At 55.2% G+C, this 22461-nt stretch carries 16 protein-coding genes, 1 tRNA gene and 3 other RNA genes; 10 read left to right on the top strand and 10 right to left on the bottom strand.

The window, feature by feature from the left end; translation table 11 throughout:
- Positions 1-40 precede the first annotated feature (40 nt).
- The 6 genes from ACL2XM_RS10265 to ACL2XM_RS10240 all read right to left on the bottom strand — a co-directional run bounded on the left by ACL2XM_RS10265 (position 41) and on the right by ACL2XM_RS10240 (position 2194).
- Positions 41-170: non-coding RNA, RtT sRNA (locus ACL2XM_RS10265), on the bottom strand.
- A gap of 41 nt (positions 171-211) precedes the next feature.
- A non-coding RNA gene (locus ACL2XM_RS10260) (RtT sRNA) lies at positions 212-341 on the bottom strand.
- 41 nt (positions 342-382) lie between these two features.
- Positions 383-512: non-coding RNA, RtT sRNA (locus ACL2XM_RS10255), on the bottom strand.
- Between the two features lie 40 nt (positions 513-552).
- A tRNA-Tyr gene (locus ACL2XM_RS10250) sits at positions 553-637 on the bottom strand.
- 135 nt (positions 638-772) lie between these two features.
- On the bottom strand, positions 773-1621 hold the full coding sequence (purU, locus tag ACL2XM_RS10245) for a formyltetrahydrofolate deformylase (RefSeq protein ID WP_410015256.1): 849 nt from the start codon (positions 1619-1621) through the stop codon (positions 773-775).
- A 66-nt stretch (positions 1622-1687) separates the two neighbouring features.
- Positions 1688-2194, bottom strand: coding sequence for a YchJ family protein (locus tag ACL2XM_RS10240; protein WP_413722777.1), 507 nt, complete (start codon positions 2192-2194; stop codon positions 1688-1690).
- A gap of 430 nt (positions 2195-2624) precedes the next feature.
- Between ACL2XM_RS10240 and rssB the strand changes: the two genes are divergently transcribed.
- From rssB to ACL2XM_RS10220, 4 genes are all read left to right on the top strand, one after another.
- Complete coding sequence (gene rssB, locus ACL2XM_RS10235) at positions 2625-3638, top strand: two-component system response regulator RssB (RefSeq protein ID WP_410015254.1); 1014 nt, start codon at positions 2625-2627, stop codon at positions 3636-3638.
- Between the two features lie 205 nt (positions 3639-3843).
- On the top strand, positions 3844-4746 hold the full coding sequence (gene galU, locus ACL2XM_RS10230) for a UTP--glucose-1-phosphate uridylyltransferase GalU (protein WP_410015253.1): 903 nt from the start codon (positions 3844-3846) through the stop codon (positions 4744-4746).
- Between the two features lie 38 nt (positions 4747-4784).
- The gene (locus ACL2XM_RS10225) at positions 4785-6128 is read left to right on the top strand and encodes a UDP-glucose dehydrogenase family protein (protein WP_410015252.1); all 1344 of its coding nucleotides are present in this window, start codon (positions 4785-4787) and stop codon (positions 6126-6128) included.
- Between the two features lie 10 nt (positions 6129-6138).
- Positions 6139-7146 carry an NAD-dependent epimerase gene (locus ACL2XM_RS10220; protein WP_410015251.1) on the top strand — a complete coding sequence of 336 codons (1008 nt, stop codon included), beginning with the start codon at positions 6139-6141 and terminating at the stop codon, positions 7144-7146.
- 261 nt (positions 7147-7407) lie between these two features.
- Here ACL2XM_RS10220 and hns read toward each other — a convergent pair whose 3' ends face one another.
- Positions 7408-7815 carry a histone-like nucleoid-structuring protein H-NS gene (gene hns, locus ACL2XM_RS10215; protein WP_410015250.1) on the bottom strand — a complete coding sequence of 136 codons (408 nt, stop codon included), beginning with the start codon at positions 7813-7815 and terminating at the stop codon, positions 7408-7410.
- Positions 7816-8380: 565 nt separating this feature from the next.
- Here hns and ACL2XM_RS10210 point away from each other — a divergent pair.
- Positions 8381-9001 (top strand): thymidine kinase, encoded by a 621-nt coding sequence (locus tag ACL2XM_RS10210; RefSeq protein ID WP_410015249.1) that lies wholly within the window; start codon positions 8381-8383, stop codon positions 8999-9001.
- A gap of 443 nt (positions 9002-9444) precedes the next feature.
- On the opposite strand, the gene adhE is transcribed toward ACL2XM_RS10210, so the two are convergent.
- Positions 9445-12165: a bifunctional acetaldehyde-CoA/alcohol dehydrogenase gene (gene adhE, locus ACL2XM_RS10205; protein ID WP_410015248.1), complete on the bottom strand. Its 2721-nt coding sequence runs from the start codon at positions 12163-12165 to the stop codon at positions 9445-9447.
- A gap of 1101 nt (positions 12166-13266) precedes the next feature.
- On the opposite strand from adhE, the gene oppA reads away from it, so the two are divergent.
- The 5 genes from oppA to oppF all read left to right on the top strand — a co-directional run bounded on the left by oppA (position 13267) and on the right by oppF (position 18901).
- On the top strand, positions 13267-14904 hold the full coding sequence (oppA, locus tag ACL2XM_RS10200; RefSeq protein WP_410015247.1) for an oligopeptide ABC transporter substrate-binding protein OppA: 1638 nt from the start codon (positions 13267-13269) through the stop codon (positions 14902-14904).
- A gap of 103 nt (positions 14905-15007) precedes the next feature.
- Positions 15008-15928 (top strand): oligopeptide ABC transporter permease OppB, encoded by a 921-nt coding sequence (oppB, locus tag ACL2XM_RS10195; RefSeq protein ID WP_410015246.1) that lies wholly within the window; start codon positions 15008-15010, stop codon positions 15926-15928.
- A 14-nt stretch (positions 15929-15942) separates the two neighbouring features.
- The gene (gene oppC, locus ACL2XM_RS10190) at positions 15943-16851 is read left to right on the top strand and encodes an oligopeptide ABC transporter permease OppC (RefSeq protein ID WP_410015245.1); all 909 of its coding nucleotides are present in this window, start codon (positions 15943-15945) and stop codon (positions 16849-16851) included.
- Positions 16852-16862: 11 nt separating this feature from the next.
- Positions 16863-17888, top strand: coding sequence for an ABC transporter ATP-binding protein (locus ACL2XM_RS10185; protein ID WP_410015244.1), 1026 nt, complete (start codon positions 16863-16865; stop codon positions 17886-17888).
- Positions 17885-18901 (top strand): murein tripeptide/oligopeptide ABC transporter ATP binding protein OppF, encoded by a 1017-nt coding sequence (oppF, locus tag ACL2XM_RS10180; protein ID WP_410015243.1) that lies wholly within the window; start codon positions 17885-17887, stop codon positions 18899-18901. Before ACL2XM_RS10185 ends, oppF begins: the two co-directional genes overlap by 4 nt.
- A 1588-nt stretch (positions 18902-20489) precedes the next feature.
- Here oppF and ACL2XM_RS10175 read toward each other — a convergent pair.
- Both ACL2XM_RS10175 and cls read right to left on the bottom strand, forming a co-directional pair.
- The gene (locus ACL2XM_RS10175) at positions 20490-20813 is read right to left on the bottom strand and encodes an HI1450 family dsDNA-mimic protein (RefSeq protein WP_410015242.1); all 324 of its coding nucleotides are present in this window, start codon (positions 20811-20813) and stop codon (positions 20490-20492) included.
- Positions 20814-20890: 77 nt separating this feature from the next.
- A complete protein-coding gene (cls, locus tag ACL2XM_RS10170) occupies positions 20891-22351 on the bottom strand; it encodes a cardiolipin synthase (RefSeq protein ID WP_410015241.1) in 1461 nt (486 codons plus the stop codon).
- Positions 22352-22461 lie beyond the last annotated feature (110 nt).

The raw sequence follows: 22461 nt of genomic DNA, 5'->3' as shown, positions 1-22461 counted from the left end.
AATCCTGGGTGCTTTGGGAAATAACGAGGCGTATACAAGATGGTGGTGGGGGAAGGAATATTCGTCGCTGCGCTCCTCACCCTGCGGGCCGATGCTGGCGCATCGTTGTCTCGCTGCGCTCGGCTCGAACCTTGGTCGAAGGTTCTCATCCTCCCCCCAACGGGAAGTCTGTAATCCTGGGTGCTGTGGGAAATAATGAGGCGTATGCAGATGGTGGTGGGGGAAGGATGATTCGTCGCTGCGCTCCTCACCCTGCGGGCCGATGCTGGCGCATCGTTGTCTCGCTGCGCTCGGCTCGAACCTTGGTCGAAGGTTCTCATCCTCCCCCCAACGGGAAGTCTGTAATCCTGGGTGCTGTGGGAATGTATGCGGCGTATGCAGATGGTGGTGGGGGAAGGAATATTCGTCGCTGCGCTCCTCACCCTGCGGGCCGATGCTGGCGCATCGTTGTCTCGCTGCGCTCGGCTCGAACCTTGGCCGAAGGTTCTCATCCTTCCCCAACGGGAAGTCGGTAATCCTGGGTGCTGTGGGAATGTATGCGGCGTATGCAGATGGTGGTGGGGGAAGGATTCGAACCTTCGAAGTCAGTGACGGCAGATTTACAGTCTGCTCCCTTTGGCCGCTCGGGAACCCCACCTGGCTCAGAAATGAATATCTGGTCAAGCGGGGCGCATCATATCAAATAAGACGGCACTGTAAAGAACAAACTTGCGTTAAATGATTCACTTGCCGTTTTTTTCGGCACAAGGCGGCAAAACCGCCCTGGAACCCCTCACAAGATAATGGTGCGGTTACCGTAAACAAAGACCCGCTGCGCCAACACCCGGTACAATGCCCGGCTCAGGACGTTTTTCTCGACGTCGCGGCCGGCGCGCATCATATCCTCCGCGGTATAGGTATGATCGACGTTAATCACGTCCTGGCTGATAATAGGCCCCTCGTCCAGATTATCGTTCACGTAATGGGCGGTGGCGCCAATGATCTTTACGCCGCGCTCGTAAGCCTGGTGATAGGGCCGCGCGCCGATAAAGGCGGGCAGGAACGAATGGTGAATATTGATAAGCTGGTTGGGATAGCGGCGCACAAACGTAGGCGTCAGCACGCGCATATACTTGGCCAGGACCACATAATCAGGGTGGTAGCCATCGATCTGCTCCGCCATGCGCGCATCGTGCTCTTCGCGGGTAAACCCTTCGTGGCTGACCAGATGAAAGGGAATTTCAAACCGCTCCACCAGCGTGCGCAGCGTCTCGTGATTACCGATCACCGCGGCGATGTCCACATCCAGCCCGCCGTAGGTGCTTTTCATCAGCAAATCGCCCAGGCAGTGCGCCTCCTTGGTCACCAGGACCACGATGCGGCGCCGCCCGGCCTGGTTCAGCTCGCGCACCGTGCCGGCCGGTAAAACCCGATCTAGGTCGGCCAGCAGCCGCGCGTCGTCAAATACGCCTTCCAGCTCGGTGCGCATAAAAAAACGCCCGCTGCGATGATCAACGTATTCGTTATTTTGCACGATGTTTAAATGATGGCTGAAACAAATACTGGTGATTTGCGCGATCAGGCCTTTTTCATCCGGGCAAATGGTGCGTAAAATTTTTCTTTGTATAGTTTGCGACTGCATTAACTTGCTGATCCTGTCGAAGCCGATGATATGTCATGAAAAGCATACCGGAACGAACCGGCCGGGTCAGCGTCCACAACACTTCTTGTATTTGTTACCCGAGCCGCAGGGGCAGGGCTCGTTTCTGGCGGGCTGCTTATGCAGGCCGTCGACATAATACCAGCGATCGTCCATGCGGACAAAGCGTGAACGTTCATGGATAAAGCCCGGCCGCTGCCGCTGCTCATCAAAAAAGCGGGCGATGAATTCAACATAGCCCTCCTGCGCGTCCCGGCCGGCGGATTCCGCCTTGACCACAAGCCCGCGCCATTGCGTTACCGCGCATTGGGCGGTTAATTCAGCGCGCCAGCGCGCCGCTTCGCAGTCCGGATGCCAGGTGGCAATCAGGTAATCGACGTTACGTTGCGTGAACGCGGTATAACGCGATCGCATTAACTGGCCCGGCGTCCGGGGCGGGCGGGCGCCGCTGATAAACGCAGCGCAACACTGGTCCGGAGGCAGGCCGCTATCGCATGGGCAAAGAATATCCACAACACCTCTTGTCACGACGGCAAAGCCGCCTTGTATTACCATTGCTAACGGTCAGATCCGGCGCCGGGTACGGCGCGCGGACTGTAAAGACGCTATTTTATGCCATACCTCAAGCCAAGGCAAAAAATCAATGATTTTGAACAAAAAAGCATATGGTTTTACAACGAAAAGGCTATTTATCCTTGTCAAAATATGCCGAAACCGCCATCATTTTGCCCGGAAAGGGTGCATTTTTACCTAATGACTACTACGCTCCTTACTTAAGCAACATCATTTTAACGCCGTCGAGAAGGTTATCCGGCTTGTTGAATGGGGTATCAGGGGATAGGTCGGTAACCAATGTAGCCGATTGCTGTTCAAACGCAGGAACGCATAAATTATAAGCAACACACTAATCAGCCCCTGAGATTTCTTAAAAGTAAAAGTGGTCTGCTTGAGCCGCTGTTAAGCTGATTGGAAAAAGAGGTTTTTGATGGCGAAGCCGTTAGTAAACAAACAAATTTTAGTTGTTGAGGACGAGGCTGTTTTTCGCTCCGTACTGACGCAATTTCTTCAATCGCTGGGGGCCGTTGTTCATGAAGCATCCCATGGCGGCGAAGCGCTGAGCATGCTGCCTATCACTAAACCGGACCTGGTAATCTGCGATCTTGAAATGGCCGAAATGAACGGCCTGACGTTTGTGGAGCGTTTCCGCTCGGTGGATGCCGCCACGCCGGTATTGGTGGTTTCCGGTACCGATCAGATGACCGATATCGCCAAGGTCCTGCGGCTTGGGGTGCAGGATGTGCTGCTCAAGCCCCTTGATGATTTTGTCCGTCTGCGGGAAACCGTGCTTGGCTGCCTTTACCCCGATATGTTTACCTCGCAGGTGGACGAAGAAGAGCAACTGTTCCAGGACTGGGACGCCTTAAGCCAGCACCCCGGCGCCGCCGCTAAGCTGCTCAAGCAATTGCAGCCGCCGGTGCAGCAGAATATTGCCCGCTGCCGGGTGACCTACCGGCAGCTTACCATGGCCGAGCAGCCTGGACTGGTGCTGGATATCGCCGCCTTATCCGAGCACGATTTGGCCTTCTATTGCCTGGATGTGACACGGGCGGAGGAAAAAGGCGTTTTGGCCGCCTTGCTGCTGCGCGCCTTGTTTAACGGGCTGCTGCAGGCGCATCTGGCCAATCGCGCCCATCGCCTGCCGGAGCTTACCACCCTGTTGAAACAGGTGAACCAACTGCTGCGCAAGGCCAACCTGGACGGACAGTTTCCCCTGCTGGTGGGGTACTACCACCGCGGCCTGAATAACCTGATTCTGGTATCGGCGGGGTTGAACGCCACCCTCAGCGCCAATGAGCAGCAAATCCAGCTCAATAGCGGGGTGCCGCTGGGCACGATGAGCGGCGCCTATTTAAACCAGGTGAGCCAGCATTGCGACGCCTGGCAGTGCCAGGTCTGGGGCGCGGGCGGCAGATTACGGTTAATGCTGTCCACGGAATAATCGCATCCTGCGGCATGCGTTGCAGGTTGCCGTTTATTTGACCAGCCAAGTTATTAATTTATAACCCGTTCTAAAATGGGTAATTGTCCTAATTTCTTCACAAACCCCTCCTTTCATCAGGCACCTTCTTCGTAAACTGATATACTTGATAGGTTTAAAATTAGATAAAAAATTTATTATCTTGATGATAAGAGAGAGGTGGTTGATGTCTGCAATTAATACCAAAGTAAGAAAAGCGGTGATTCCTGTGGCCGGTTTGGGAACGCGTATGTTGCCGGCGACCAAGGCTATACCGAAAGAAATGCTACCTTTAGTCGATAAGCCCCTGATTCAATATGTTGTCAACGAATGTATCGCTGCCGGCATTAACGAAATTATCCTGGTCACCCATTCTTCTAAAAATTCCATCGAAAACCATTTTGATACCAGCTTTGAGCTGGAAGCCATGCTGGAAAAACGCGTTAAGCGCCAGCTGCTGGCTGAAATCCAGGCCATCTGCCCGCCCCACGTCACCATCATGCAAGTGCGCCAGGGCCTGGCGAAAGGGCTGGGACATGCGGTTATGTGCGCCCATCCGCTGGTGGGCGACGAACCGGTGGCGGTTATCCTGCCGGACGTCATTATCGACGAATACGAATCCAACCTGAAAACCGAAAATCTCAGCGAAATGCTGGCGCGCTTCGCCGAAACGGGCCGCAGCCAGATCATGGTTGAACCGGTGGAAGACGTAACCAACTACGGCGTGGTGGATATCCAGGGCAAAGAATTGAAACCCGGCGAAAGCGCGCCGATGGTCAACGTGGTGGAAAAACCCGCCGCCGAGGACGCGCCGTCCAACCTGTCGGTGGTGGGCCGTTATGTGTTGTCCGCCGATATCTGGCCGCTGCTGGCTAAAACGCCTCCGGGAGCCGGCAATGAAATCCAGCTCACCGACGCCATCGCCATGCTGATGGAAAAAGAAACGGTGGAAGCCTATCACCTGAAGGGGCTGAGCCACGACTGCGGCAATAAACTGGGTTACATGGAAGCCTTCGTCGAATATGGCATTCGTCATGAAAGCCTGGGCAAAGAATTTACCCAATGGCTAAAAGAAACCATCGTGGATTGATTTTTTTTTGAGCGCATTTTTTTACCAGGAATTTCAACATGAAAGTGACTGTGTTTGGTATCGGTTATGTTGGTTTGGTGCAAGCGGCGGTACTGGCTGAAGTGGGTCACGACGTGCTTTGCGTCGATGTCGACGCGCGTAGAGTCGAGAATCTGAAAAACGGCAACATCCCCATCTATGAACCAGGGCTGACCCCGCTGGTGCAGCAGAACTACGAATCAGGCCGGCTGCAGTTCACCACCGACGCCAAGGCCGGCGTTAGCCACGGCATCATGCAGTTTATCGCGGTGGGCACCCCTCCCGACGAGGACGGCTCGGCGGATCTGCAATACGTCACCGCGGTGGCCCGGACCATTGCCCAGTATATGGACGATCATAAAGTGGTGCTGGACAAGTCCACCGTACCTGTCGGCACGGCGGATAAAGTTCGCGCCGTTATGCAGGAAACCCTACAGGCGCGCGGCAGCAAGCTGACTTTCGACGTGGTCTCCAATCCCGAGTTCCTTAAGGAAGGCGCCGCGGTGGCCGACTGTATGCGTCCCGAGCGTATCGTGGTCGGTACCGATAACGATGACGTGGTTGAACTGCTGCGTGAACTTTACGAACCGTTCAACCGCAATCATGACCGTATGATCCTGATGGATATCCGCAGTGCGGAATTAACCAAATATGCGGCTAACTGCATGCTGGCCACCAAGATCAGCTTTATGAACGAGATCTCCAACCTGGCGGAGCTGCTGGGCGCGGATATCGAGAAAGTGCGCCAGGGCATTGGCTCGGATCCGCGTATCGGCTATCACTTTATCTACCCTGGGTGCGGCTACGGCGGTTCGTGCTTCCCTAAAGACGTGCAGGCGCTGATCCGCACCGCCGAGCATATCGGCTACCAGCCCAAACTGCTGCAGGCGGTGGAAGACGTTAACTACCAGCAAAAGGATAAGCTGCCGCAGTTTATCAAGCGTCATTTCGGCGACAATCTCGAGGGCAAAACGTTTGCCTTGTGGGGCCTCTCCTTCAAGCCCAACACCGACGATATGCGCGAAGCCTCCAGCCGGGTATTAATGGAAGCGCTATGGCAGGCCGGGGCGCAGGTACAGGCTTTTGACCCGGAAGCGATGGACGAAACCCAGCGCATCTACGGCCACCGTGCCGACCTGAAGCTAATGGGCACCAAGGAAGCCGCGCTGCAGGGAGCTGATGCCCTGGTTATCTGTACCGAATGGCAAAATTTCCGCGCGCCTGACTTTGATATGCTGAAATCGGCGTTAAAGCAGCCGGTCATTTTCGATGGACGCAACCTGTACGATCCGGAACGCCTGGCCAGCCGTGGTTTCACGTATTACGCCATAGGTCGTGGGGCTTCGCTCGCGTCTTATAAGTAAGAGGGGCCCCATGAAATTTTTGGTCACCGGCGCCGCGGGTTTTATTGGTTATCACGTCAGCAGGCGCCTGCTTGCTGACGGCCATCAGGTCATCGGCATTGATAACCTGAACGACTATTACGACGTCCGCCTTAAGCAATCGCGGCTGCTGCAATTGCAGGGCGACACCGCCTTTACCTTTCATCGGCTGGATTTAGCCGACCGCCAGGGAATGGCGTCCCTATTCGCCGGGGAAGGGTTCGAACGCGTGATCCATTTGGGCGCGCAGGCGGGAGTGCGTTATTCGCTGGAAAACCCCCTGGCGTACGCGGACTCCAACCTTATCGGCCATCTGAATATACTGGAAGGGTGCCGTCACAATGGCGTCGGGCATTTGCTTTATGCCTCATCCAGCTCGGTATATGGCCTGAATCGTAAAATGCCGTTTTCCACTGACGATACGGTGGATCATCCGGTGTCATTGTACGCGGCGACGAAAAAAGCCAATGAGTTAATGTCTCATACTTATTCACATCTTTATCAACTGCCAACCACGGGTCTGCGTTTTTTTACCGTATACGGCCCCTGGGGCCGGCCGGATATGGCATTGTTTAAATTTACCGAAGCCATGCTTGCCGGCAGACCTATCGATGTGTATAACCGCGGCGAGATGCGGCGTGATTTCACTTATATAGACGATATCGCGGAAGCCATTATCCGTTTGCAGGATGTCATTCCCACGGCGGACAGCCAATGGACGGTGGAAACCGGGTCTCCCGCCACCAGTTCCGCGCCGTATCGCGTATATAATATCGGCAATAGTCAACCGGTCCAATTGATGGAATACATCAAGGCGCTGGAAAATGCGCTGGGCATTAAGGCCGAGATGAATTTATTGCCGATGCAGCCCGGCGATGTGCTTGAAACCAGCGCGGATACCGCGGCGTTGTACGCAGCCATTGGTTTTAAACCGCAGACGGAGGTAGCGGAAGGAATACAACATTTTGTCAATTGGTATCGTGATTATTATCACCAATGACTTTAGGGGGATGTTGCGATTAATGTCAAAAAGGCGACCTTCAGGTCGCCTTTTTGTGAGCGCTGCCCGCTAACGGTTAATCACTCCACCGGCGGCGGCAGTAAAGGACAAATTGCCTGGCACCCGGATCGAACGCCAAATGTTTCTTATGCTAATAATGCTGCTCATAATTTATGCACATTATGAGCTGAGGTTTGCTTACCGGTAAAAAAAACACCCGCTGAGTATTCAAACGGGTATTTATAATAGCGGTAATTTGGATTAAAGCAGGAAATCGTCCAGCGTCTTGCCTTCATCTTCAATAGACTTCTTGATGACGGCAGGCGTACGGCCTTGGCCGGTCCAGGTTTTGATTTCACCGTTTTCATCGGTGTACTGATATTTAGCCGGACGTGCCGCACGCTTGGTTTTACCCGTTGCTTTAGAAGCGCTCATGGTTTGCAGCAATTCATTCGGATCGATACCGTCGGCAATCAGCATTTCACGATATTGCTGTAATTTGCGGGTGCGTTCTTCGATTTCAGCCTGTGCTTGGCTGTCTTCCTCACGGCGTTCGTTGACAACGACCTCAAGTTTCTCCAGCATTTCTTCCAGAGTCTCCAGGGTACATTCTCTCGCTTGCGCACGCAGAGTTCGGATGTTGTTAAGAATTTTAAGTGCTTCGCTCATTGTCCTAATCTCGAATAATATAAATGGGGCGTCGGGGTAATAATAGAGCGGTAGTTTCTTTTCTGCAATAGCTAGTTTGTAAGTAAAGTAAAAAATAATCTTTTTTTTAAACCACCGCAGCCAAACGACAGTAAATATAAGGCTTGGGGCGAGTAACGACAAATTGATTCGCCATGTTGCGTTTTTCCCCTACTGCACTTTATGGAGCGCATATTGCACAAGACGTTTCATTATGAGCCATGTTTATATCAGGGGGAAATAGCAGGGTTATAAGCCCCCCATTAACCTCCGCCGGTTAATGAAGGTCCGACCTGGCGCCGGGGTAAGCGCGCCTGGCAAATGACCGGAGGGTGAATGGTAAAGTAGCCTGTAAATGATTCAATAAAATTACACTATTTTTATTCATTGCGGCGGGGGTGCCTTATTAGACCCAGCCCGGCTAACCGCCGCGCAGGGCGGGGGGAGTGAATCCGACGCGGGGCGGGGTGGGCCTTTGTGTTAAAGAATATGATACACTTATGGTCATATTAATTATGTCATGATTTTTCACCGGGGTATGGGGCTGATGGCTCAACTATATTTTTATTATTCTGCGATGAATGCGGGTAAATCGACGGCGCTGCTGCAATCTTCCTATAATTATCAGGAACGGGGCATGCGTACGCTGGTATTTACCGCGGAAATAGATAATCGCTTCGCGCGCGGGCAGGTCCGTTCCCGTATCGGCCTTTCCTCGCCGGCCGAGCTATACCGCCCCGATACCGATTTACTGGCCGTCATCACGCAGGCGCATCAGCTTGAGCCGTTGCACTGCGTGTTAGTCGACGAAAGCCAGTTTTTAACCCGGGAACAGGTTAACGGGTTGTCCGATGTCGTGGACCAGCTCGATATTCCGGTGCTCTGCTACGGCTTAAGAACGGATTTTCGCGCGGAATTGTTTCCCGGCAGTCAATATCTTCTTGCCTGGGCGGATAAATTGATTGAACTGAAAACTATCTGCTATTGCGGTCGCAAGGCGAACCGGGTATTGCGGCTAAATGACGAGGGCAAGCCCGTGCATGATGGGCAACAAGTGGTTATCGGCGGGGATGAGCGTTATGTCTCCGTTTGCCGCAAACATTACAAACAGGCGCTGGAACAGGATGTGTCCGTGCCAGGTTACACGCGCCTGACGCCGTCGGCTTAGGTTCGCGCCGGTCCCGACCGGCGGCGAACCCGCCAGGCAGGCAGCCCGCGCGCTTAAACCGCCCAGGCGGCGCGCAGCGGCTGCCAATGGCCGGGCCTGGGCGTCGGCCGCGCCCAGGCCCGGGAATCCCGTGTCGGGGCCTTTAGGGGCCTTCAGCGGTCTTTGTCTACGAGTGGCGGCGTTGCCGGCGAAAGCCGGGAACGGTATTGAGGACTGGGCGGTGGGACGCGCCGGGGACGGCAAAAGGCAGGCAAGGGCACCCGGAGTTATGAATACCCCGTACGGCGCTGGCGTTGCGATAGCGCGTTAAACGGCCCAGGCGGGCCGTAGCGCGCATCCCCAGGCGGGGGCGCAGTGATAGCGCTGCGGACACAAAAAAGCCCCTTACGGGGCTTTTTGGCGTTTCCCCCGCCGGAACGGGGGACTAACAGGCATCAGCAGTATCAGCTGGTGACTTTCTTGCCTTTCTTCTCGGATTTCACGACGTCATTTATCGTCGCTTTGATATTACCGACAGGGGCGGGCGCATTGGCCGCCGCGACGGCGTTTTCAAAGGGTTCGACGAATTTACGGCCGTAGTAGGTATCCATCAGGATTTGCTTGAGTTCGGCAATCAGCGGATAACGCGGGTTGGCGCCGGTACATTGGTCATCGAACGCATCTTCCGACAGCTTGTCGACTTTTGCCAGGAAGTCTGCTTCCAGCACGCCGGCTTCGCGAATAGAGGTCGGGATGCCCAGGTCTGCCTTGATTTCGTCAAGCCAGGCGAGCAGATTCTCGATCTTCTGCGCGGTACGGTCGCCCGGTTTGCTCAGGCCCAGATGGTCCGCCACTTCGGCGTAGCGACGGCGTGCCTGCGGACGGTCGTACTGACTGAACGCGGCCTGCTTGGTCGGGTTGTCGTTGGCGTTGTAGCGGATCACGTTGGAGATCAGCATAGCATTGGCCAGGCCATGGGGAATGTGGAATTCCGACCCCAGTTTATGGGCCATGGAGTGACATACGCCGAGGAAGGCGTTGGCAAACGCGATACCGGCGATGGTGGCGGCGTTATGCACGCGTTCACGGGCCACCGGGTTCTTGGCGCCTTCATGATAGCTGGCCGGCAGGTATTCTTTAAGCAGCTTAATGGCCTGCAGCGCCTGGCCATCGGAAAACTCGGTGGCCATAATGGACACATAGGCTTCCAGCGCATGGGTTACCGCATCCAGGCCGCCGAAGGCGCACAGGGATTTAGGCATGTTCATCACCAGGTTGGCGTCGACAATCGCCATATCCGGCACCAGGGCATAATCCGCCAGCGGGTATTTCTGGCCGGTGGCGTCATCGGTGACCACGGCGAACGGTGTAACTTCCGAACCGGTGCCCGAGGTGGTGGTAACCGCAATCATCCTGGCTTTTACGCCCATTTTCGGGAACTTGTAGATACGTTTACGGATATCCATAAAGCGCAGCGCCAGCTCTTCGAACGGGGTGCCCGGATGTTCGTACATCACCCACATGATCTTGGCGGCATCCATCGGCGAGCCGCCGCCGAGGGCAATGATGACATCGGGTTTAAACGACATCATCTGCTCGGCGCCCTTGCGCACGATGCTCAGGGTCGGATCGGCCTCAACCTCGAAGAACACTTCGGTTTCAATGCCGTGGTTTTTCAGCACCGAGGTAATCTGGTCGGCATAGCCGTTGTTGAACAGATAGCGGTCGGTGACGATAAAGGCGCGTTTTGCGCCGTCGCTGGCCACTTCGTCCAGGGCGATCGGCAATGAACCACGACGGAAATAGATGGATTTAGGAAGCTTATGCCACATCATATTTTCAGCTCGCTTGGCCACGGTTTTCTTGTTGATGAGATGCTTGACCCCGACGTTCTCGGAGATCGAGTTCCCGCCCCAGGAACCACAACCCAGCGTCAGGGACGGCGCCAGCTTGAAGTTATAGAGGTCGCCGATACCCCCTTGGGAGGCCGGGGTGTTGATCAGGATGCGCGCGGTCTTCATCTTGTCGCCGAAAAAATTCACGCGTTCAGGCTGGTTATCCTGGTCGGTGTACAGACAAGAGGTATGGCCGATGCCGCCCATCTCCACCAATTTTTCCGCTTTGATCACGGCGTCTTCGAAATTCTTGGCGCGGTACATGGCCAGCATCGGCGACAGTTTTTCATGGGCGAAGGGTTCTGAGTCGTCCACGACGGTCACTTCACCGATCAGCACCTTGGTGTTGCCCGGCACTTTGATGCCGGCCATATCGGCAATCTTCGATGCCGCCTGGCCGACAATGGCCGCGTTAAGCGCGCCGTTTTTCAGGATGATGCCCTGAACGGCTTTCAGTTCCTCGCCGCGCAGCATATAGCCGCCATGGCTGGCGAAACGTTCGCGTACGGCGTCATAGATTTCGTCGACCACGATAACCGACTGTTCGGAGGCGCAGATGACGCCGTTATCGAAGGTCTTCGACATCAGGATGGAGGCTACCACGCGTTTGATGTCCGCGGTTTCATCCACCACGACCGGGGTGTTGCCGGCACCGACGCCGATGGCAGGCTTGCCGGAGCTGTAGGCGGCCTTGACCATGCCCGGACCACCGGTGGCGAGGATCAAGTTGACCAGCGGATGATGCATAAGCTGGTTGGATAATTCCACGGTCGGCTCGTCTATCCAGCCGATGATGTCTTTCGGCGCACCGGCGGCGACTGCGGCCTTAAGCACGATTTCCGCCGCGCGGTTGGTGGCGTTCTTGGCGCGCGGATGCGGCGAGAAAATGATGCCGTTGCGGGTCTTCAGACAGATTAACGCCTTGAAGATAGCCGTCGATGTCGGGTTGGTGGTGGGCACGATACCGCAGATGATACCGATGGGTTCGGCGATGGTGATAGTGCCGAACGTATCGTCCTGGGCCAGGATGCCGCAGGTTTTTTCATCTTTATAGGCGTTGTAAATATATTCGGAGGCAAAATGGTTTTTAATCACTTTATCTTCGACGATGCCCATACCGGATTCGGCTACGGCCATCTTGGCGAGGGGGATGCGCGCATCGGCGGCGGCCAGGGCGGCGGCGCGGAAAATTTTATCCACCTGCTCCTGGGTAAAATTGGCATATTCGCGCTGGGCTTTTTTGACGCGTTCTACCAGCGTATTAAGTTCAGCGACATTAGTAACAGCCATAATGCTCTCCTAATAAATGTTAAAATTTTGGGTTAGATTGTTAAACTCTTTAAGTAAAAAGCCTGCCCGCCTCGCCCACAAAGATATATATGACTAATATTATATCAGTTAGTCTATCTGCCCAATCAGGGATATGCATTGGCACAATGAGCTTTTTACTTAATGAGTTTCTTCAATCACCTACTTTAACAAAAAATTCAGTTAAATTGCCGCTTTTTTATGCTTACCCGGCTTTGCGTTAAAGGGATCTTAAAGAGTATTACCGCAGTTATATGTGATACATATCACAAATTATGTATGCTGACTCCATTCAGCAGGGAGGGATAGCCGCAAAAGTTACACAGGTGCCTTAATTACGTTAACCGATGAAATGTCGGGATAAATACGATTACAATTAATTAACAAACTGGCTGCAAAATTCGCCCCAAATAGCGATTTACCGCCGGGGGAGAAAGCAAAACGGCAGGCCGCCAGAAAAATCCACCTTAACATTGCCTGCCTAACCCCGCGCAGCGATGCTCATAACTGTCAGCATCAAAATAGGACAAAACATGCACGGAATTGGCCAAAATGCACCATAAAGCATCAGCGTATATTAACTGCGCAATGGGATTTTGTCGGCATAATGGGAAATTAATCGTGCTTTATTTCAAAACGATAGCGGGTTTTATCGGAATTTTCCGGATTTTTTTTCAGCCTAAGCGGCAAAGGGTCTTGTCACAATGCTACTCAGATGTTATTAGTGTTTATTCACGCATCATTAGGCGTTTATTCTCTTTACAGGCCATAAATTGACCTTATGTGTTTTTATGTAACAAATGATTAAATAATAATTATTTTTCCATGTAAGGCTGATATTTTTTGATGCCATGATAACTGTAAATAACTTCTTGCCAGGCCTGTGTCCCACCCGATTGCTGTTTTTGCCGGCGCCGCGCCGGCTTGTTTCCTTTATAGCCTTCACCAATAAGGAATACCGCTTCTTTGCCTTGTGGTTTCGTTCACCATAATTGGCGTGGGAGTTGTCATACCCGTTTAACGGGAACCTGCGTGCCGCAAAGCCGGGGCCACGCAATAATAAAAAACTGGAGTGCACTGATAATGACCAACATCACGAAAAAGACACTGCTGGCGGCGGGCATCATTGCCGCACTGGGCGTCGTGTCGGTAGGATCCTCTTTCGCCGCGGACGTTCCCGCCGGCGTGCAGCTTAGCGACAAACAGGAATTGGTGCGCGGCAACGGCGCCGAAATACAGTCCCTCGATCCCCATAAGATAGAAGGGGTGCCGGAATCCAATATCAACCGCGATGTGCTGGAAGGGCTGACCATTAACGACCTGTACGGCCATACGCAGCCGGGCGCCGCCGAAAGCTGGGAGACCAAGGACTCGAAAGTCTGGATCTTCCATCTGCGCAAAGACGCCAAATGGTCCAACGGCGATCCGGTGACGGCGCAGGATTTTGTCTATAGCTGGCGTCGCCTGGCCGACCCGCAGACCGCGTCGCCGTATGAAAGCTATCCGCAGTACGCCCATATCGTGAATATCGATGAAATCATTGCCGGCAAAATGAAACCCGATACCCTGGGCGTTAAGGCCGTGGACGATAAGACGCTGGAAGTGACCCTGAGCCAGCCGGTGCCTTATTTTCCTAAATTACTGAGCAACCCCGCCATGTCGCCGGTGCCGCAAAAGGTGGTGGAGCAGTTTGGTGAAAAATGGACCCAGCCCGCCAATTGGGTCGGCAACGGCGCGTATAAAGTAAAGGATTGGGTCGTCAACGAGCGTCTGGTGCTGGAGCGTAGCCCGTCCTATTGGAATAATGCCAAGACGGTGATCAACCAGGTGACCTACCTGCCGATTTCCTCGGAAGTAACCGACGTGAACCGCTATCGCGCCGGCGAATCCGATATGACCTATAACAATCTGCCGATCGAATTATTCCAGAAGCTGAAACGCGAAATCCCGAAAGAAGTGCATGTCGATCCGTATCTGTGTACCTATTATTATGAAATCAATAACCAAAAGGCACCCTTTACCGATGTGCGCGTGCGCACCGCGCTGAAACTGGCGCTGGATCGCGATATTATCGTTAACAAGGTCAAAGCCCAGGGCGACTTGCCCGCCTTTGGTTTTACGCCTCCGTATACCGACGGCGCCAAGCTGACCCCGCCGGAGTGGTTTGGCTGGAGCCAGGACAAACGTAATGCCGAAGCGCGTAAGCTGCTGGAGCAGGCCGGCTACACCAAGGATAAGCCGCTGACCTTCGATTTATTGTACAATACCTCCGATCTGCATAAGAAACTGGCGATTGCCGTTGCGTCGATATGGAAAAAGAACCTGGGCGTGGAAGTCAAGTTGGTAAACCAGGAATGGAAAACCTTCCTCGATACCCGTCACCAGGGGACCTTTGATGTATCCCGCGCCGGCTGGTGTGCCGATTACAACGAACCCACCACCTTCCTGAACATTATGCTGACCAATGGTTCGAGCAATACCGCCCATTACTCCAGCCCGGCCTTTGATAAGCTGATTGCCGACGCCGTCGACGCCAAGAGCGATGATGCGCGCACAACCTTGTATCAGCAGGCTGAACAGCAACTGGATAAGGATTCCGCCATCGTTCCGGTGTATTACTATGTGAACGCCCGGCTGGTGAAACCTTATGTTGGTGGATATACCGGTAAAGATCCGCTGGATAATGTGTATGTAAAAGACCTTTACATCATCAAACATTAACCAGGCGTAATGGATGACAACAGGGCAGGGTCTTCACGGGCCGTGCCCTGTTTTTCCTGTTCAAGTGAACGATTTGAATAAATGCACGTTATAGGTATTGGGCATGTTAAAGTTTATTATCCGCCGGTTGCTTGAAGCGATTCCGACGCTATTCATATTGATCACCATTTCATTTTTCATGATGCGGCTGGCGCCCGGGAGTCCGTTTACCGGCGAGCGCGGCCTGCCGCCGGAAGTGATGGCCAACATCGAAGCCAGGTACCATCTCAACGATCCGATGATAAAGCAGTACGGCGCGTATCTGGTCCAACTGGCGCACGGTGATTTCGGCCCGTCGTTCAAATATAAAGACTATTCGGTTAACGATTTGGTGGCCAATTCTTTTCCCGTCTCGGCCAAGCTAGGCCTGGCGGCGTTTATACTGGCGATGGTGGTGGGGGTATTCGCCGGCGTCATGGCGGCGCTGCGGCAAAATACCAAATGGGATTACCTGGCCATGGGTTTTGCCATGACCGGCGTCGTCATACCCAGCTTTGTGGTGGCGCCGCTGCTGGTGCTTATCTTCGCCATTACGCTTAAATGGCTGCCGGGCGGCGGCTGGAACGGCGGCGCGCCCAGGTTTGTGCTGCTGCCGATGATTGCCCTGTCGCTGGCCTATATCGCCAGCATCGCCCGTATCACCCGTGGCTCGATGATTGAGGTGCTGCACTCCAACTTTATCCGCACCGCCCGGGCCAAGGGACTGCCCATGCGGCGCATTATTTTCAGCCACGCCCTCAAACCCGCGCTGCTGCCGGTCATTTCTTATATGGGACCGGCGTTTGTCGGCATCATTACCGGCTCCATGGTAATAGAAACCATCTTCGGACTGCCGGGGATCGGCCAGCTGTTTGTCAACGGCGCGCTGAACCGTGATTATTCGCTGGTGTTAAGCCTGACCATCCTGGTCGGGGCGCTGACGATTTTATTTAATGCGATTGTCGATGTGCTGTACGCGGTTATCGACCCGAAAATACGTTATTAAGCTGGAGCACGCACATGATGATTGGTAACAAAAATAGCGAGGCTCTGGAGAAACTCAGCGAAACGCTGCAAGTGGAAGGCCGTAGCCTTTGGCAGGACGCCCGCCGGCGTTTTATCCATAACAAGGCCGCGCTAACCAGCCTTATCGTTCTGGCGCTGATCGTGGTGTTTGTCGCCCTGGCGCCTTCCCTGGCGCAATTCAGTTACGACGATACCGACTTTGCCATGATGTCGGCCGCGCCGAGTATGGAATCCGCGCATTATTTCGGCACCGATTCCTCCGGCCGCGATCTGCTGGTGCGCGTGGCCATCGGCGGACGGATTTCCTTGATGGTCGGCGTCGCCGCCGCGCTGGTGGCGGTGATCCTGGGCACGCTTTACGGTGCGCTGTCCGGCTATCTCGGCGGTAAAACCGACTCGGTGATGATGCGCCTGCTGGAAATCCTCAACTCTTTTCCGTTTATGTTTTTCGTTATCCTGCTGGTGACTTTTTTCGGCCGCAATATCTTTTTGATCTTTATCGCCATCGGCATGGTGTCCTGGCTGGATATGGCGCGTATCGTGCGCGGCCAGACCCTGGGGCTGAAACGCAAGGAGTTTATCGAGGCCGCGGTGGTCAGCGGAGTGCGTACCCGCAATATTATCCTGCGCCATATCGTCCCCAACGTGCTGGGCGTGGTGGTGGTTTATGCGTCCCTGCTGGTGCCGAGCATGATCCTGTTCGAGTCGTTCCTCAGTTTCCTGGGGCTGGGCACGCAGGAGCCGCTGAGCAGCTGGGGCGCCTTGTTAAGCGACGGCGCCAATTCCATGGAAGTGTCGCCCTGGCTGCTGATGTTTCCCGCCTTTTTCCTGGTGGTGACGCTGTTTTGTTTTAATTTTATCGGCGATGGCCTGCGTGATGCCCTCGACCCGAAAGATCGTTAAGGAGTGCCGTGATGAGCATAATCGACCCAAAAACGCCGACGCCCTCCCTGGCGTCGGCAGCGTCCGCGCCGGCATTGCTGACCGTTAAGGATTTGCGCGTGACCTTCGCCACCGCCGACGGCGATGTGACCGCGGTTAACGACCTGAACTTTACCCTGCGGGCCGGGGAAACGCTGGGTATTGTCGGCGAGTCCGGCTCGGGTAAGTCTCAGACCGCGTTTGCCCTGATGGGACTGCTGGCCGCCAACGGGCGTATTGAGGGCTCCGCCGCCTTTAATGGCCGTGAAATTCTCAACCTGCCGGAGAAGCAGCTGAACAAACTGCGCGCCTCGGAAATCTCGATGATTTTCCAGGATCCGATGACGTCGCTTAATCCTTATATGCGGGTGGGCGAACAGCTGATTGAAGTACTGTTGATGCATAAAAAAATCAGCAAACATGAGGCGTTTGAAGAGTCGGTGCGTATGCTCGACGCGGTAAAAATGCCCGAGGCGCGCAAGCGGATGCGGATGTATCCCCATGAGTTTTCCGGCGGCATGCGTCAGCGGGTGATGATCGCCATGGCGCTGCTGTGCCGGCCGAAACTGCTGATAGCCGATGAGCCCACCACCGCGCTGGATGTCACCGTCCAGGCGCAGATCATGACCTTGCTAAACGATCTGAAACGCGAGTTTAACACCGCCATCATTATGATTACCCACGATTTGGGTGTGGTGGCCGGCATCTGCGATCGCGTGCTGGTGATGTACGCGGGCCGTACCATGGAATACGGTACGGCGCGCGATATTTTTTACCAGCCCAGCCATCCTTATTCCATCGGCCTGCTGTCGGCGGTGCCACGGCTGGATGCCGACGGTTCCACCATGATGGTGACCATTCCCGGCAATCCGCCCAATCTGCTGCGTTTGCCGGAGGGCTGTCCGTTCCAGCCGCGCTGTCCTTACGCCATGGATATCTGCGTCAACATGCCGCCCCTTGAGCGGTTCGCCACGGAGCGTCTGCGCGCCTGCTATAAGCCCCTGGAGGAATTGGTATGAATGCCATGGACGAACATAAAAAGGTGCTGCTGGATGTCGAAAACCTGAAAGTGTATTTCGAGGTGAAAGGCGATAAACAGTGGTTCTGGCAACCGGCCAAGAGCCTAAAGGCGGTCGACGGCGTGTCCCTGCGGCTGTACGAGGGAGAAACGCTGGGGGTGGTGGGCGAGTCGGGCTGTGGCAAATCGACCTTTGCCCGGGCGCTGATTGGCCTGGTGAAATCCACCAGCGGGCGTATCGCCTGGCTGGGCAAGGAATTGCAGGGGATGAGCAGCGATGAGTGGCGCGAGACGCGTAACGATATCCAGATGATTTTCCAGGACCCGCTGGCCTCGCTTAATCCGCGCATGACCATCGGCGATATCATCGCCGAGCCGTTGCATACCTATCATCCGAAGATGCCGCGCCAGTTGGTGAAAGACAAGGTGCGCAACATGATGCTGAAGGTGGGGCTGTTGCCGAATCTTATCAATCGGTATCCGCATGAGTTTTCCGGCGGGCAGTGTCAGCGTATCGGCATCGCCCGCGCGCTGATACTTGAACCCAAGCTGGTGATTTGCGACGAGCCGGTGTCGGCGCTGGACGTGTCGATCCAGGCGCAGGTGGTGAATTTATTGCAGCAGCTGCAGCGTGAGATGGGGCTGTCGCTGATCTTTATCGCCCACGATCTGGCGGTGGTGAAGCATATTTCCGATCGGGTGCTGGTGATGTACCTGGGCCACGCGGTGGAGTTGGGTACGTATGATCAGGTGTATCATAATCCTCAGCATCCCTACACCAAGGCGTTGATGTCGGCGGTGCCGATACCGGATCCGGATAAGGAACGTAATAAGGCCATTCAACTGCTGGAAGGGGATTTGCCGTCGCCGATCAATCCGCCGTCGGGGTGTGTGTTCCGTACCCGGTGCCCGATTGCCGGCGAGGCGTGCGCGGTGACGCGGCCGATACTGCAGGGCAGTTTTCGGCATGCGTGCTCCTGCATTAAGGTGGATGTGAGCCAACTGGCGCAATAATCGGGAATAAAACCCACTTTTCGCCAGCAGGGTGCCAGCGGGCGTACCAATGATATGGTCTGGTGATTTTGGAGCGCCGGATGGATGTCGCCACGTTTATGTCGCCGCGGAGAGGATTTCGCCGGCGGTTTGCGTCGCCTTGGCGGAGGTTTTGCTGGCGTTTGTGGGAGAGACTTATGCCGCTGCGGCGAGGGTTTCGCTGGTGGTTGGGGGGAGACTTATGCCGCTGCGGCGAGGGTTTCGCTGGTGGTTGGGGGAGACTTATGCCGCTGCGGCGAGGGTTTCGCTGGTGGTTGGGGGAGACTTATGCCGCTGCGGCGAGGGTTTCGCTGGTGGTTGGGGGAGACTTATACCGCTGCGGCGAGGGTTTCGCTTGCCGTGCGTTAGGTTGTTTTATGTCTTGCCCGGTGCCGGCAAGCGACAAGAAGGGTGGTTCGCGCCACCCTTCTTGACTTCCGCGCGTCCGGCAGACCGTGCGCCGCTGCGCGGTTCCCGGCATCACCCATCCCGTCTTTTGGACCGCACGGGACGCGCTCCCGGCGCGCCCTTTGCTTTCGCCGCTCCCGGCGGCTCATCCAGCCGCGATGCGCGCCGCCGGCGCACTCTATGCCGGCACCACGTCAACACCATCGTCTGTGAGTAAATTAATGTTTTAGGGTTCTCAGCGGTATGCGTTTACCGGGAAAAATATCAGCATCCAATTTGGGCTAAAGTCTACAATCTAATGGCTAATGGCTAATGGCTAATGGCTAATGGCTAATGGCTAATGGCTAATGGCTAATGGCTAATGGCTAATGCTTACTATTAAAACTTAAAACTGAATGATGAATGCCTTACTGCCTTATTACATGACGGCTCTCACGCCTTACTGCATGACTCCATGTCTGTATGACCTGCTTTTCGCTGTGCCAGCTGCTTTTTTCCATACGCGTTGCATCCCATAACCGTCAATCCTATCCCGACGCCAAACTCTATCCAAGCAAAAGCGCCGCTATCGCTTCAGAAAATACATTGCCAACAGCGACATATGTCCCGGCATAAAGCGCGCTGACGGCGCCAGTGCCCCCGGCATGAGCCGCCGGGAGCGGCGAAAGGCCCGGTGGCGCCGGGAGCGCTAACCGGGCCGGTGCATCACGGGGGCATGGGCGGCGGAAGGCATCGCGCAGCGACGCGCGACCTGCCGGGCGCGCGGAGGTCAAGGAGGCCGTCGCGGTACGGCCTCTTTGTCTCTTGCCGGCACCCGGCACTGCATATAACCACCGAACGCACGGCAAGCGAAACCTCCGCCACGGCAACATAAACCTTATCGCAGCGGCATAACCTCCGCCACGGCAACATAAACCCTATCGCAGCGGCATAACCTCCGCCACGGCAACATAAACCTTATCGCAGCGGCATAACCTCCGCCACAACAACATAAACCCTATCGCGGCGGCATAACCTCCGCCACGGCAACATAAACCCTATCGCGGCGGCATAACCTCCGCCACGGCAACATAAACCCTATCGCAGCGGCATAACCCCCGCCACGGCAACAGAAATCCCCCAGCCTAGAACGGACCTGGCATGTCATGCGGCACTTGTGAAGTTATTCTTTCCAGAGGATATGGCAGATTTTTTCCGCTTTATCGCGGCAGATCAGCATGCGCGCAAAAACGTCGTTGACCTCCTGTCCGTCTTCATCCGCCAGGCCGATAACCACTTCAGCGAAAAAATCCGGATTGAGATCAAAATCCACCTGCTCGTGCCATTCTTCCGACGGGTCAAACAGCTCAGCCGCGCCGCGTTGTTCAAACTGCAGATTAAAAAGAATCAGATCGGCCTGATCAAGGTTATCCGGCGCCAGTTCAAGAAAAATATCATAAGCCTGCTCCAGCGTTTCATCATCTGTCAGGCGATTGTCCAAATCCATAACCGGGGTCCTGTGTGGGTATCACGGAGGCATCAAGGGCGTTGCATGGCGCTATTACATCATGGCCTTCGCTAAATTTACAGCAATGGACTGAAAAAGTAGAACAGGCGCTCGACAATGCGTTGCCAGTAGGGGCGTTTGGCCCAGACCTGCGGGTCGATAAGCCGGGAGCGGGCGATATAATCCTCCTGGACCCGCGCCAGGTCGCTGCCGAAGTCATCATCGTCAATCACCAGGGTAATTTCAAAATTGAGCCACAGGCTGCGCATGTCGAGATTGACGGTGCCGACCAGGCTGAGCTGGCCGTCCACCAGTACGCTTTTGGTATGCAGCAGGCCACCCTCGAACTGATGGATATTGACGCCCGCTTCCAGCAGTTCGGCGAAAAAGGCCCGGCTGGCCCAGCCGACCAGCAGGGAGTCGTTATCGCGCGGCACCACGATATGCACGTCCACGCCGCGCTGGGCCGCGGTGCAAATGGCGTGCAGCAGATCGTCGCTCGGCACCAGATAGGGCGTGGTCATGATTAACTGCTGCCGCGAGGAATAAATCGAGGTCAGCAGGGCCTGGTGGATCATGCCTTCCGGGAAACCGGGGCCGGAGGCAATGACCTGGATAGTATGTCCCGTCGCCTGTTCAAACGGCATGATATTGACATCGGGCGGCGGTGGGAGCACCCGCTCACCGGTCTCGATTTCCCAGTCGCAGGAATAGATAATGCCCATGGCGGTCGTCACCGGGCCTTCCATCCTGGCCATCAGGTCGATCCATTGCCCGACGCCGGCATCCTGCTTGAAATAGCGCGGATCGACCATGTTCATGCTGCCGGTGTACGAAATATAGTTATCAATCAGCACCATCTTGCGGTGCTGACGCAAATCCATGCGCCGCAGAAAGACGCGCAGCAGGCTGACGTGCAGCGTTTCCACCACCTCGACGCCGGCGTTACGCATCATGGCCGGGTAGGGGGTGCGGAAAAACGCGACGCTGCCGGCGGAATCGAGCATCACACGGCAGCGCACGCCGCGCCTGGCGGCCGCCATCAGCGCCTCCGCCACCTGGTCCACCTGGCCGCCGGCCTGCCAGATATAAAACACCATCTCGATATTAGTCTGCGCCAGTCCGATATCCCTGATCAAGGCTTTAAGGGTGGCGTCGGTACCGGTAAGCAGCTGCAGCTGGTTGCCTTTCAGTCCGCCCATACCCTGGCGTAACTCGCACAGCTTGAACAGGGAGCGGGCGACTTCGCTGTTTTCGGTGGCGAAAATCCGCGTGCACTGCTTGAGGTCATGCATCCACTTGGCCGTGGACGGCCACATGGCCTTGGCCCGTTCCGCGCGGCGCTTGCCCAGGTTGAGTTCACCGAACAGCAGGTAGGTGATGATGCCCACCAGGGGAAGGATATAGATAACCAATAACCAGGCCATTGCGGAGGGGACCGCGCGCCGCTTCATTAACACCCGCAGGGTGACACCTGCGATCAGCAACCAATAGCCGAATACTATTAGCCAGTTGATTACAGTATAAAAAGTTGTCATAGAGGCGAAAAATCCTGTTCGCAAGGCGTTAAGCATGAGTGTACGCATACGGGGCGAAAAGAGGAAATTTTTTCGCCCCGCGCGCGCCCTTTACCAGTCCGCCGCGCCGG

The sequence above is a fragment of the Sodalis sp. RH20 genome, from assembly GCF_047324205.1.
Taxonomy (GTDB): domain Bacteria; phylum Pseudomonadota; class Gammaproteobacteria; order Enterobacterales; family Enterobacteriaceae; genus Acerihabitans.
The sequence above is the reverse complement of the archived record's forward strand: the minus strand, read 5'-3'. Positions and strand labels throughout refer to the sequence as shown.